Below are 13,407 nucleotides of genomic sequence, written 5' to 3'. Positions count from 1 at the left end.
GCAAAGTGATTACCAGCCGGTAATTTCTTTCAATGCTTCACCAATATCAGCAAGACTTCGAACGGTCTTGACTCCCGCAGATTCAAGTGCCGCAAACTTCTCATCTGCAGTACCCTTACCACCGGCAATAATCGCACCGGCATGGCCCATACGCTTACCTGGAGGCGCTGTTACGCCGGCAATGTAAGAAACAACGGGTTTAGTTACATACTCCTTGATATAAGCAGCCGCCTCTTCTTCAGCAGAGCCACCGATTTCACCAATCATAACGATGGCTTCGGTCTTATCATCATTCTGGAAGAGCTCCAGAATATCGATAAAGTTGGAACCGGGAATTGGGTCACCACCAATACCAACACAGGTAGACTGGCCAAAGCCATAATCAGTCGTTTGTTTGACCGCTTCATAGGTCAGTGTACCGGAACGGGAAACAATACCCACCTTGCCAGGAAGATGGATGTGACCAGGCATAATACCAATCTTGCACTCACCTGGCGTGATGACACCCGGGCAGTTTGGACCGATAAGACGAACACCCAGCTCATCACACTTAACCTTGCATTCCAGCATATCCAGCGTAGGAATACCTTCAGTGATGCAGACAATCAACTTGATGCCGGCATAAGCCGCTTCAAGAATGGAGTCTTTACAGAAAGGGGCTGGAACGTAGATAACAGAAGCCTCTGCACCAGTCTGATCAACCGCTTCAGCAACCGTATTGAATACAGGCAGGCCCAGGTGAGTCTGGCCACCCTTGCCAGGTGTTACGCCACCCACCATCTGGGTACCATAAGCAATAGCCTGTTCAGAGTGAAAAGTACCCTGAGCGCCAGTAAATCCCTGGCAGATAACTTTAGTGTCTTTATTGATTAAAACGCTCATTACTGGTTCCCCGCTGCCTTAACTACCTGTTGAGCAGCCTCGGTCAAACTGTTGGCCGCGATGATATCAAGTCCACTATTGGCAAGGGTCTGTGCACCCAGCTCAGCATTGTTACCTTCCAGACGAACAACCACTGGTACTTCAACGCCTACTTCCTTAACAGCGCCGATAATACCTTCAGCAATCAGGTCACAGCGGACAATACCACCAAAAATATTTACCAGAACGGCCTTCACACTGTCATCGGAAAGAATGATTTTGAATGCTTCGGTAACACGCTCTTTGGTTGCACCACCACCTACGTCGAGGAAGTTGGCAGGAGCACCACCATGCAGCTTGACAATATCCATGGTGCCCATGGCAAGGCCTGCACCATTCACCATACAGCCAATATTGCCATCCAGTGCGACGTAGTTCAGCTCCCACTCTGCAGCATGGGCTTCACGGGCATCTTCCTGTGAAGGGTCATGCATGGCTTTCAACTGTGGCTGACGGTACAGGGCATTGCTATCGATGTTGATTTTCGCATCCAGGCAGTGCAGGTCACCTTCTTTAGTGATAACCAGTGGGTTGATCTCCAGCAGGGCAAGGTCGCACTCCTGAAAGAGTTTCGCCAGACCAAGGAAAATCTGGGTAAACTGCTTAATCTGCTTTCCTTCCAGACCCAATTTGAATGCCAGCTCACGCGCCTGATAAGGCTGGGCACCGGTCAAAGGATCAACAGTGGCTTTAAGAATTTTCTCTGGAGTTTCTTCCGCCACCTTCTCAATTTCAACACCACCTTCAGTGGAGGCCATGAAAACAATTCGACGGGTTGCTCGATCGACAACGGCTCCAAGGTAAAGCTCTTTATCGATGTCAGTGCAGCTTTCAACCAGTATTTTGCTGACCGGCTGGCCATTTTCATCTGTCTGATAAGTTACCAGGTTTTTGCCCAGCCACTTCTCAGCAAACGCGCGGATTTCGTCCTTACTGGTGACCAATTTGACACCACCAGCCTTACCACGACCACCGGCGTGTACCTGAGCCTTAACAACCCACTGATTGCCACCGATTTCATCGGCAGCGGCAGCTGCCTGTTCTGGAGTATCCGCAGCAATGCCCTGAGACACGGGCAGCCCATATTTGGCAAAGAGCTGTTTGCCCTGATATTCGTGAAGATTCATTCTGACGCGGCCCTCTATTTTTATTTGAGCGTTGTTTTTAAGTTTCTCGTCAATCCATATCCCTGGATATTTTCTATGGAGAAGGGAGCAGGTCGACCCTGACCGCTCCCCATAAGATAAGTTTAGCGGCGCTTGCGATTGGCAATATGGATAGCGTGGCCATCAACAGCCAGAACCGCTTCGTGCAGCGCTTCACTCAAGGTTGGATGTGAGAAAATAGTCAGAGCAAGATCTTCACTGCTGGCAGCGAACTCCATTGCAATAACACCCTGCTGGACAAGCTCAGCAGCACTGGGACCCACAACATGAACACCAAGAATACGGTCAGTTGCCTTGTCAGCAATCACCTTGACCATGCCATGATTTTCATTGGCAGCAAGTGCACGACCACTGGCAGCAAACGGGAAGGTACCTACTTTGTACTCTTCGCCACTGGCCTTGACTTCTTCTTCTGTTTTACCGACCCACGCCACTTCAGGGTGAGTATAAATAACGGAAGGAATCAGGTCATAGTTCATCTGTGCTTTCTGGCCAGCAATGATTTCTGCCACCATAATGCCTTCTTCACTACCCTTATGAGCAAGCATCGGGCCTCGAACCACGTCCCCAATGGCGTACACGCCAGGAACGTCAGTTGCACAGTGATCATCAACGAAAATGAAACCACGCTCATCCAGGTTAACACCTGAGTCGGTAGCCAGCAGGTTTTCGGTATATGGACGACGGCCGACAGCAACAATCAACTTATCAAAAGTCAGCTTCTGCTCATCGCCATTGGCATCCTGATAGGTAACTTCAACTTCGCTGCCCTTAGCCTCAGAGCCGGTTACACGGGCACCCAAACGAATATCAAGTCCCTGCTTCTTGAATATTTTCTGGGATTCTTTAGCGATTTGCTGGTCAGCCAGCGCCAGGAATTTATCCTGAGCTTCAAGAACAACCACTTCAGAGCCCAGCCTACCCCATACAGAGCCCAGTTCCAGACCAATGACACCGGCACCAATAACGCCAAGACGCTTGGGAACGTCCTGAAACTCAAGGGCACCGGTAGAGTCAACTATCAGACCTTCAGTTAGCGGGGTAGGTGGAATTTCAATCGGACGAGAGCCAGTTGCAATAACTACGTTCGCAGCATCAACAACTTCAACAGAGCCGTCAGCCTTGGTGAGTTCAATCTGCTTGCCAGACAGCAGCTTACCGGCACCCTCCAGCAAGGTCACACCGTTTGCTTTGAACAGCCCGGTAACACCAGTCGTCAGCTGGTTTACAATGTTGTCCTTACGGGCAATCATTGCAGGCACATCGATGTCTACACCACTGTGCATAATGCCGTGCTTGGCAAAATCTTCCTTGGCTTCGATGTATTTGTGGGAGCTATCCAGAAGCGCCTTGGAAGGGATACAGCCAACGTTCAGGCAGGTTCCACCCAGTTTGGCCTTGCCCTTATCATCGGACCACTTCTCGATACAGGCAGTTTTCAGCCCCAGCTGGGCTGCGCGAATAGCGCAGACGTAACCAGCAGGGCCTGCGCCAATAACTACCACGTCGAACTGATTTGCCATAAGTTATTTCCAAAACGAACGGTTTAAATAAACAAGGTATAACAGGTCAAGGCAATAATGGGCAGCACAGTATAAAAGATACGAAACAATACGACTGCCCCATAAAGTCTGGAATCAAACGTCCAGAAGCATTCTGGCTGGATCCTCCAGCAGCTCCTTGATGGTCACCAAGAAGGTGACCGCTTCCTTACCATCCAACAGTCGGTGGTCATATGACAGGGCAAGGTACATCATCGGTAAAATTTCAACCTTGCCATTGACCGCCATTGGGCGATCCTGAATTTTATGCATACCCAGAATCGCTGACTGAGGCGGGTTCAGGATTGGAGTTGACAGCAGTGAACCAAATACACCGCCATTAGAAATGGTGAAAGTTCCGCCTGTCATCTCGTCGATGCCAAGCTTACCATCCATTGCCTTTTTACCAAACTCCCGAATTTTTGCTTCAATATCGGCAAGGCTCATATCTTCGGTGTCACGAAGCACTGGAACCACCAGGCCACGGTCACTGGAGACAGCTACACCAATGTCCTGATAGCCATGGTAGACAATATCATTACCATCAATAGAAGCATTAACCACCGGATGACGACGGAGTGCTTCCACACAGGCTTTTACAAAGAAAGACATGAAACCAAGCCGAACACCATGCCGCTTCTCAAACATATCTTTATATTGGGCACGAAGTTCCATGACCGGCTTCATGTTGATTTCATTGAATGTAGTCAACATGGCTGCATTTTGCTGAGCCTGAACCAGGCGCTCAGCAACTTTGGCACGCAGGCGGGTCATAGGTACCCGCTTCTCTACCCGCTCACCGGCAAACACAGGCGCTGTTGCCTCTACCTGAGGTGTAGAACCAACCGGAGTAGAAGCAGCTGCCGGGGCAGATGACACCTGGCCACCACCTTCAACATGACGAACCACATCTTCCTTCGTTACACGACCACCTTTACCAGTACCGGTAATGGCAGCAGGATCAAGACCTTTCTCATCAGCCATGCGCCGTGCTGCAGGATGGAGAACAGGCTCTTCCTTAATGGCTTCCGATGAAGCTACCGGAGCGGCTGATGCTTCAACAGAGGCCGGGGCGGTGCCAGCAGAAGCACCTTCTTCGAAGATTCCAACAACTTCACTGCTGAGAACAACCTCACCTTCAGGCTTGATAATTTCACTCAAAACACCATCTGCTGGAGCAACAACTTCAAGAACCACTTTATCGGTTTCGATATCAACCAGCAGTTCATCCCGCTGGCACTGCTCACCAGGCTTCTTGTGCCAGGTTGCGACTGTGCCATCAGCAACGGATTCAGGAAAAGTAGGTGCTTTAATTTCAGTGGCCATTATTGATCCTTTGCGTCTTCGCCCCTTTGAGCGTTTAACACTGTAACTGTGATAAACGCTCTGGCCAGATCGATAAGTAATACCTGCTGGCCGTTTAACTAATATCACTGCTCAGTCTTGAGCAGTAATTTTCATTTTTCAAATGCTGAAAGCATCATTTACCAACTGCTGCTGTTCCTGGGCATGTGTTGACATATAACCACATGCGGGAGCTGCTGATGCTTCTCGCCCTGCGTATTTGAGACTCATCGTTTTATTCGGATGTACGGCAACTGAGCGACGCATGTGATGCTGACTACAGTACCATGCCCCCTGGTTCATTGGCTCTTCCTGACACCAGACCACATCTTTCAGGTTTGGATAACTGATAATCAACTCATCCAGATCGTCCTGAGGGAATGGGTAGAGCTGTTCAATACGGATAATAACCGTATCATTCAGCCCTTCCGCTCTCTTCTTTTCAAGCAGATCATAGTAAACCTTGCCTGAACACATAATCATCCGGGTGATGGCTGATGGCTCATGACCGTCAACCTCAGGGATAATAGTCTGGAAACTACCATCTGCCAGCTCTTCCAGAGAAGAGGTAGCCAGTTTGTGACGGAGCAGACTCTTCGGGGTAAATGCAACCAATGGTTTACGCAACGGACGAAGTACCTGGCGACGCAACATATGGAACACCTGTGCTGGCGTTGTCGGAACGCAAACCTGAATATTGTGTTCCGCACACAGCTGCAGGAATCGCTCAAGCCTGGCAGATGAGTGCTCAGGCCCCTGCCCTTCATAACCATGGGGCAGCAGCATAGTCAGGCCAGACAAGCGTCCCCACTTATGCTCACCACTGGAAATAAACTGGTCAATAACCACCTGGGCACCGTTAGCAAAATCACCAAACTGAGCTTCCCAGATAACCAGGGCATTCGGCTTAGTCGCTGAGTAACCATATTCAAAGGCCAGAACCGCTTCCTCCGACAGGAAAGAATCCCAGATCTGGAATCGCGGCTGATCTTCAGAAAGCTTTGTCAGGTTGACCAGAGTAGAGCCATCTTTCTGATTATGGAAAACGGCATGCCGGTGAGAGAACGTTCCCCGACCAACATCCTGCCCGGTAATTCGGACTTCACTGCCTTCCATTAACAGTGATGCATAGGCCAGCAGTTCAGCACACCCCCAGTTAATTGGCAGAGCCCCTGCTGCCATTTTCCGGCGATCCTCAACGATCTTATTCACCTGACGCTGTAACACAAAACCTTCCGGAATTTCGCAGAGCTTCTGCCCTAATGCCTGAAGTGTTCCTACAGCAACTCGGGTATCATGACGGGCAGTCCATTCATGACCAAGATAGGGAGTCCAGTCAACAAAGAGCTCTTTATTAGGCTCTTTTACCAGAGCCTTGACCACATGCTCACCATTGTCGAGCGCATTACGGAAACTCTCTACCAGGTCTTTATCACCCGCCTCACTGATCACACCTTCACCGAGCAGAGCCTTGGCATAAAGATCACGGGTGGTCATGTGGGTTTTAATCTTGCTGTACATCATCGGCTGAGTTGAGGATGGCTCATCCGCTTCATTGTGCCCGCGACGACGGTAACAGACGAGGTCAACAACAATGTCTTTATGGAACTCCATCCGATAATCAAGTGCCAGCTTGGTGGCAAACTGAACCGCTTCAGGATCGTCACCATTAACATGAAGGATCGGCGCTCCTACAATCTTGGCAACATCAGTACAGTATTCCGTTGAGCGGGCATCCTCACGGAAACTGGTGGTAAAGCCAACCTGATTGTTGATGATGATATGAATAGTTCCACCGGTTTTATAGGCACGGGTCTGGGACATCTGCAGGGTTTCCATGACAACCCCCTGCCCGGCAAAAGCAGCATCACCGTGAATGGCAATAGGAACTACCTTATTGCCGACTGAATCCTTACGACGATCCTGACGGGCTCTGACAGAACCTTCAACAACAGGGGTAACAATTTCCAGATGCGATGGGTTAAACATCAGAGCAAGATGCACCTCTCCACCCGGCGTCATAACATTGGAAGAAAAACCCTGATGGTATTTCACATCGCCGGAGCCACGCTCAACCAGTTTTTTGCCTTCAAACTCATCAAACAGATCGCCAGGCTTCTTACCCAGAATGTTAACCAGAACGTTCAGACGGCCACGGTGAGCCATACCGATTACCAGCTCTTTGGAACCATAGGAGCCAGAGCGCTGAATAATCTCATCCAGCATAGGGATCAGCGACTCACCACCTTCCAGGCCAAATCGCTTGGTTCCGGGAAACTTGGTACCCAGGTATTTTTCAAGACCTTCCGCTGCGGTCAATCGCTCCAGTAAGTGAAGTTTGGCTTCAATCCCTACTTCCGGACGACTGCGAACACTTTCCATACGACTCTGGAACCAGCGACGCTCTTCTGTCTGAGGAATATGCATATACTCAACACCAATTGACTCGCAATAGGTGGCTTTCAATGCGTCGAAAATTTCCCGTAGAGGAGCGTGTTCCTTACCGATAAAAAGGGTTGAAGTCTGAAACTCAGTATCAAGGTCAGCCTCGCTGAGACCGTGGTATGCAAGGGACAGATCAGGGAATTCTTCCCGCTTCATCACACCAAGAGGGTCGATAACGGCCTTCTGATGACCACGAATCCGAAAAGCACTGATCAAACGCAAAACCTGAACCTGCTTGCGTTCATGATCGCTGGAAACAGAAGACGTCTGAATCGGGCGGGTAGTTTGACGCTGACGCGCCATAAGGATGAAATTTTCCTGGATGGTAGAATGTGGAACGTCTGCTCCTCCACCACTAACCGGGGGCAACTTTTCAAAATAGTCACGCCACTGCACCTCTACGCTATTGGGATCGCGCAGATAGCGTTCGTACATATCCTCGACGTATGCAGCATTTCCCCCTGCAATGTGGGATGAACTCCACATCAGCTGCATTACACCTTCTTGCATGATCATTACCCCGTGAGTCTGGGGCTTATCCCGGGAAACCTGTCTGTTTTAACAACCCTGACTGGCTGAAAAACAGATGTCACTGATGGTGTCGATAGTCAGTCAGTGAACAATCCCCCTCAGATAGGATCGGATGTTTTCCGACCGCCCCTGCTGGTTCAAGCTATTGCGCCCCCATAATTCCGGATGGCAGCAGCACAATTCATTTCAAAACGCATTCAACAACAGGCTTAATACTGCCAGAAGCCGCCTGCACACTCCTGACACAGCTTAGCTAAGTTCGCGACTCTATGGTTCGGAAGTACCCCCAAGAAAAGACTTCAGGGAGGTACTTTTGATTACCAACCACCAACAGGGTGGAATGACCCACAACTATACTATGTCGCGCTCTTAAACAACATCTGCCTGATATGACCAATAGCCCGCGTTGGGTTTAAGCCTTTGGGGCAGACATTGACACAGTTCATAATGCCTCTGCAACGGAAAACACTGAACGGATCATCAAGCTCCGCCAGGCGCTCCTCTGTCGCTGTATCCCTGCTATCGGCAAGAAAACGATAAGCTTGCAACAAACCGGAAGGCCCAACAAACTTGTCTGGATTCCACCAGAATGAAGGGCAGGCTGTTGAGCAACAGGCACAGAGAATACACTCATAAAGCCCATCCAGCTTCTCTCTGTCTTCAGGGGACTGGAGGCGTTCAATTGCTGGAGCCGGATTATCGTTAATCAGGTATGGCTTAATCTTTTCATACTGTTTATAGAAAAGACTCATATCGACAACCAGGTCCCTGATAACTGGTAAACCAGGGAGTGGACGGATGATCAGCTTATTCCCCTTGGCAGCTTCCGACAACGGGGTGATACAGGCCAGACCATTGGTACCGCCAATACTCAAGCCGTCGGAGCCACAAACACCCTCTCGACAGGAACGTCGGTAAACCAGTGTTGGATCCTGCTCTTTAATCAGATTCAGAACGTCCAGAACCATCAGGTCCTTGCCTTCCGGGATAGCGACATCAAAGTCCATCATATAGGGCTTTTTGTCGGTTTCCGGATTATAGCGATAGACACTTACCTTCATAACCCTCTCTCCCTTAGTAGCTTCTTGCCTTGGGAGGAAACGCCTCCATTGTTGCCGGTGCGAAGTTAACAGCACGCTTACTCACAGATTTATCAATAGGCGAGTAAAGTGAATGCACCAACCAGTTTTCATCATCCCGTTCCTGGTAATCATTACGGGCATGAGCTCCACGTGATTCTTTTCTAACCTCGGCAGAAACAGCAGTTGCATAGGCAACCTGAAACAGATTTTCCAGCTCCAGTGCTTCAACCCTGGCCGTATTAAAAGCCAGACTCTTATCTTCAAGGTGAAGGTTCGCCAGCCGCTCACCCAGCTCATCCAACAGCTGGAGACCTTTCTGCATGCTCTCACCTTCACGGAACACGCCAAAATAAAGCTGCATGGTGTTCTGCAAGTCAGCACGAACCTTGGCAACACTTTCGCCACTGCTTGACTTATTAAGGCGATCAAGTCGGGACAGGGCTGCTTCAACATCGCTGTCAGAAGCATCAACAGAGTCAAAGCCTTCTTTCAGGTTCTTCTCTATCTGCAGGCCTGCAGCGCGACCAAAGACCACCAGATCCAGCAGAGAGTTACCACCCAGACGGTTCGCACCGTGAACTGATACACAGGCTGCTTCACCACAGGCATAGAGGCCTTCAATCACTGCATCATTACCCGCTCCATCCTGACGAAGAGCCTGACCGCCAACATTGGTTGGAATTCCGCCCATCATATAGTGACAGGTTGGTACCACAGGCACCGGTACTTTTACAGGGTCGGCATGAGCAAAGGTTTTAGACAGTTCACAGATACCGGGCAGACGCAGGTTCAGCGTCTCTTCACCCAGATGATCCAGCTTCAGCAGTACGTGATCCTTGTTGGGACCACAACCACGACCTTCGAGGATCTCAATAACCATAGAGCGAGCAACAACGTCCCGACCAGCAAGGTCTTTGGCATTTGGCGCATAACGCTCCATGAAGCGCTCACCTTCGCTGTTAATCAGGTACCCCCCTTCACCCCGGCAACCCTCGGTTACCAGTACACCCGCACCATGAATACCGGTCGGGTGGAACTGCCACATCTCCATATCCTGCATAGGATACCCAGCGCGCAGTGCCATGCCGATACCGTCACCGGTATTGATCAGGGCATTGGTGGTAGAAGCGTATATACGGCCTGCACCACCGGTAGCCATTACCGTTGCCTTTGCCTTGATATAAACGGTTTCGCCGCTTTCAATATCAATAGCAATAACACCGGCAACCTGACCTTTCTGGTTCTTCACCAGATCAACGGCATACCATTCATTAAGAAAGGTTGTTCCACCTTTCAAGTTAGCCTGATACAGAGTATGAAGCAGTGCATGCCCAGTACGGTCTGCAGCTGCACAGGTTCTGGCGGCCTGACCACCTTTACCAAAGTCTTTGGACTGACCACCAAAGGGACGCTGATAAATTCGCCCCTCTTCGGTCCGGGAAAATGGCAAGCCCATATGCTCCAGTTCGAAAACCGCCTGAGGTCCTACAGAACACATGTATTCAATAGCATCCTGGTCACCGATATAGTCGGAGCCTTTTACGGTATCGAACATATGCCAGCGCCAGTCATCTTTAGGATCTGAGCTGGCAATCGCACAGGTAATACCACCCTGGGCAGATACCGTGTGAGAACGGGTAGGAAATACTTTACTGACACAGGCCGTTTTAATTCCGGCTTGAGTAAGCTGGAGCGCAGCACGCATGCCTGCGCCCCCACCACCTATAACGATGGCATCATAGGTAAGGGTACGAAGTGCTGACATCGATCAAAGCCCCCAAAGAATTTGCACGCCCCAGATCACATAGCTGAACAAGGCAATAAAGCACACAACCTGCATAGGAAAACGAATTAGAACGGACTTACCGCCAAAAGCGCGATCATTAAAATAGTCAGTGGTAATCGTCCACATACCAACCCAAGCATGAGCCAGAATAGAAATCAGCGCCAGCAGGGTAAAAACCCGCATCCATGTTTCGTCAAAAAGCTCAGCCCATTGGCCGAACTGAAGGTCAGGATTCATGACCAGATAACCAAGCAGGAAAACCGAATAGGCACCAAGAATGATTGCCGTCAGCCTTTGCAGCATCCAGTCATAAAGCCCGCTGCGGGACAAATTGGTGATATTGGTTACCATACCCAAACCCCCGCAAGGATAATCAACACTATTGACAGAACCAGAGTAATGATAGCTCCCAGCCTTCCGGACTCTTTGCCATCACCCACGTCCACATCCATCAAAAGATGTTTCACTCCGGCAATAAAATGATAAATCAGGGCAGACAGGATGCCCCAGATTATAAATTTCGCCAGAGGAGCTGACAGCAAGTCTTTAAGAGAGCCAAATGACTCCTCAGAAGCAAGCGACAGTTCTAGTCCATATAAAAGAAAACCCAGACCAATAAACAGGATGACACCCGATATGCGATGCAATATCGAAGTGTATGCAGGCAGGGGTAGTTTGATTGTTGTAATATCGAGATTGACAGGTCTTTTGCTATTCACTCTTTTGCCCCAACGCTCGGTGGCGTACACAGCAGAATCAGCAAGAACATCCAGGTTCTCTGGACCCTACGACAAGCAGGCGGGAAACGCTAAATGCGAGATAAACGATTCCCCCTCAATTTAAAGCCGGGGGTCAGAAAAACCGGCCCATACGGCTTCGGGGTCGGAGTATATACACTCTAACATGTAATTACAATTGCTCACTTTATTAAGCACTTACCCCTAAAACACGAAGCCGAAAATCACATACCTATTACGGATTACATTCATCATCAGTTCGTTTGACAAAAAAATATATCTCTCTATAGTGGTCGAACCGTAAAAGGGGGCTAAAAACACTTAATTCGAATACTTTTTAAACAGACCCCCGGCTTTATTTGTGATTTTTTTGTGGCTTCATTTTTGTAAAAGCATCCATCTAAAGTAACTATAACGAGACCAAACGGCATGACAGGAGGCCATAAATGGCTGACAAGAAAGCTCTACTCTCCATTGACGGCACGGACCAGGCTCTGGAGTTACCGATTTACTCAGGCTCTCTTGGGCCTGATGTTGTTGATGTCAGGGGGCTGACTTCCAGCGGTCTGTTCACCTACGATCCGGGGTTTGTTTCTACTGCGTCCTGTGAGTCCAAAATCACTTACATCGATGGCGACAATGGCATTCTTCTGCATCGTGGTTACCCCATAGAACAGCTGGCTGAGCAGTCTGATTACCTGGAAACCTGTTACCTGCTGCTTTATGGAGACCTCCCCAGCCGCCAGGAAAAGGAAAAGTTTGAAAACACCATCATGCGTCACACCATGATCCATGAGCAGATGAGCGATCTGTTCTCCGGATTCCGTCGTGATGCCCACCCCATGGCGGTAATGTGTGGTGTTGTCGGGGCTCTGTCTGCGTTCTATCACGACTCACTGGACATCACCAATGAAGTACATCGAGAAATCTGCGCCTACCGCCTGATTTCCAAAATGCCTACACTGGCTGCGATGGCTTACAAATACTCCATTGGCCAGCCGTTTGTTTATCCTCGAAATGACCTGAGCTACGGCGGCAACTTCCTTCATATGATGTTTGCCACACCCTGTGAAGAGTATGAAGTCAAGCCGGTCCTGGCAAAAGCAATGGACCGTATTTTCCTGCTGCACGCTGACCACGAACAGAATGCGTCCACATCAACCGTTCGTCTCGCAGGCTCTTCCGGCGCCAACCCATTTGCCTGTATTGCTGCCGGCATCGCTGCACTCTGGGGCCCTGCTCATGGCGGCGCCAATGAAGCCGTACTGGTTATGCTGAACGAGATTGGTGATGAAGCCAATATCGATGAATACATTGCCAAAGCAAAAGACAAAGATGACCCATTCCGTCTGATGGGCTTTGGACACCGTGTTTACAAGAACTTTGACCCTCGTGCCAAAGTGATGAAGCAGACCTGCGACGAAGTCCTGACTGAACTGGGCCTGGAAGATGATCCTCTGTTCAAGATTGCCAAGCGTCTGGAGAAAATTGCCCTGGAAGATGAGTACTTCATCAAGAAGAAACTCTACCCCAATGTGGACTTTTATTCCGGAATTATCCTCAAGGCTCTGGGCATTCCAACCGAGATGTTTACAGTAATCTTTGCTACCGGCCGCACGCCTGGCTGGATTGCCCACTGGCATGAGATGATCAGCGGTGATTACCGTATCGGGCGCCCTCGTCAGCTATACACCGGTGAGACAACGCGTGACTACGTACCTGTAGCTGAGCGCAGCTAACCCCCTTCTTTTCTCTTCCGGTATCACTTCCAGAGGTGATGCCGGGCTTTATCCCCACTTTTCCCATCATTAGTACCCGGTTATTTTCATTGTCTAAGCTAAGGTAAATATCCTT

Annotated in this window: 10 protein-coding genes; 1 reads left to right on the top strand and 9 read right to left on the bottom strand. The window is 49.7% G+C overall.

All coding sequences use genetic code 11. The annotated features are described in order from the left end of the window. Window positions 1–9: 9 nt before the first annotated feature. The 9 genes from sucD to sdhC form a co-directional block, all read right to left on the bottom strand. Window positions 10–882 carry a succinate--CoA ligase subunit alpha gene (gene sucD / locus AK963_RS01900; protein ID WP_066013626.1) on the bottom strand — a complete coding sequence of 291 codons (873 nt, stop codon included), beginning with the start codon at window positions 880–882 and terminating at the stop codon, window positions 10–12. Further along, the gene (gene sucC / locus AK963_RS01895; RefSeq protein ID WP_066013624.1) at window positions 882–2,048 is read right to left on the bottom strand and encodes an ADP-forming succinate--CoA ligase subunit beta; all 1,167 of its coding nucleotides are present in this window, start codon (window positions 2,046–2,048) and stop codon (window positions 882–884) included. Before sucC ends, sucD begins: the two co-directional genes overlap by 1 nt. Window positions 2,049–2,170: 122 nt before the next feature. Beyond that, window positions 2,171–3,610, bottom strand: a complete 1,440-nt coding sequence (lpdA, locus tag AK963_RS01890; RefSeq protein ID WP_066013622.1) for a dihydrolipoyl dehydrogenase — start codon at window positions 3,608–3,610, stop codon at window positions 2,171–2,173. A gap of 114 nt (window positions 3,611–3,724) precedes the next feature. Next, window positions 3,725–4,954: a 2-oxoglutarate dehydrogenase complex dihydrolipoyllysine-residue succinyltransferase gene (gene odhB / locus AK963_RS01885; protein ID WP_066013620.1), complete on the bottom strand. Its 1,230-nt coding sequence runs from the start codon at window positions 4,952–4,954 to the stop codon at window positions 3,725–3,727. 138 nt (window positions 4,955–5,092) lie between these two features. Further along, window positions 5,093–7,927, bottom strand: coding sequence for a 2-oxoglutarate dehydrogenase E1 component (locus tag AK963_RS01880; protein ID WP_066013692.1), 2,835 nt, complete (start codon window positions 7,925–7,927; stop codon window positions 5,093–5,095). A gap of 377 nt (window positions 7,928–8,304) precedes the next feature. Beyond that, window positions 8,305–9,009: a succinate dehydrogenase iron-sulfur subunit gene (locus tag AK963_RS01875; RefSeq protein ID WP_066013615.1), complete on the bottom strand. Its 705-nt coding sequence runs from the start codon at window positions 9,007–9,009 to the stop codon at window positions 8,305–8,307. Between the two features lie 13 nt (window positions 9,010–9,022). Continuing rightward, complete coding sequence (sdhA, locus tag AK963_RS01870) at window positions 9,023–10,795, bottom strand: succinate dehydrogenase flavoprotein subunit (RefSeq protein ID WP_066013614.1); 1,773 nt, start codon at window positions 10,793–10,795, stop codon at window positions 9,023–9,025. A 3-nt stretch (window positions 10,796–10,798) separates the two neighbouring features. Then, window positions 10,799–11,167 carry a succinate dehydrogenase, hydrophobic membrane anchor protein gene (gene sdhD / locus AK963_RS01865; RefSeq protein ID WP_066013612.1) on the bottom strand — a complete coding sequence of 123 codons (369 nt, stop codon included), beginning with the start codon at window positions 11,165–11,167 and terminating at the stop codon, window positions 10,799–10,801. After that, window positions 11,161–11,535, bottom strand: coding sequence for a succinate dehydrogenase, cytochrome b556 subunit (gene sdhC / locus AK963_RS01860; protein WP_066013690.1), 375 nt, complete (start codon window positions 11,533–11,535; stop codon window positions 11,161–11,163). The genes sdhD and sdhC overlap by 7 nt, the downstream gene beginning before the upstream one ends. A gap of 464 nt (window positions 11,536–11,999) precedes the next feature. On the opposite strand from sdhC, the gene gltA reads away from it, so the two are divergent. Further along, complete coding sequence (gene gltA / locus AK963_RS01855; protein WP_066013611.1) at window positions 12,000–13,292, top strand: citrate synthase; 1,293 nt, start codon at window positions 12,000–12,002, stop codon at window positions 13,290–13,292. Window positions 13,293–13,407: the final 115 nt, after the last annotated feature.

The sequence above is a fragment of the Endozoicomonas atrinae genome (genome assembly GCF_001647025.1).
In the GTDB taxonomy this organism is placed as follows: Bacteria; Pseudomonadota; Gammaproteobacteria; order Pseudomonadales; family Endozoicomonadaceae; genus Endozoicomonas; species Endozoicomonas atrinae.
This window is presented reverse-complemented; position numbering and strand designations above follow the sequence as displayed.

Coding starts and splice junctions, on each gene's coding strand:
- sucD (WP_066013626.1), bottom strand. CDS start 882: ATGAGCGTTTTAATCAATAAAGACACTAAAGTTATCTGCCAGGGATTT.
- sucC (WP_066013624.1), bottom strand. CDS start 2,048: ATGAATCTTCACGAATATCAGGGCAAACAGCTCTTTGCCAAATATGGG.
- lpdA (WP_066013622.1), bottom strand. CDS start 3,610: ATGGCAAATCAGTTCGACGTGGTAGTTATTGGCGCAGGCCCTGCTGGT.
- odhB (WP_066013620.1), bottom strand. CDS start 4,954: ATGGCCACTGAAATTAAAGCACCTACTTTTCCTGAATCCGTTGCTGAT.
- AK963_RS01880 (WP_066013692.1), bottom strand. CDS start 7,927: ATGCAAGAAGGTGTAATGCAGCTGATGTGGAGTTCATCCCACATTGCA.
- AK963_RS01875 (WP_066013615.1), bottom strand. CDS start 9,009: ATGAAGGTAAGTGTCTATCGCTATAATCCGGAAACCGACAAAAAGCCC.
- sdhA (WP_066013614.1), bottom strand. CDS start 10,795: ATGTCAGCACTTCGTACCCTTACCTATGATGCCATCGTTATAGGTGGT.
- sdhD (WP_066013612.1), bottom strand. CDS start 11,167: ATGGTAACCAATATCACCAATTTGTCCCGCAGCGGGCTTTATGACTGG.
- gltA (WP_066013611.1), top strand. CDS start 12,000: ATGGCTGACAAGAAAGCTCTACTCTCCATTGACGGCACGGACCAGGCT.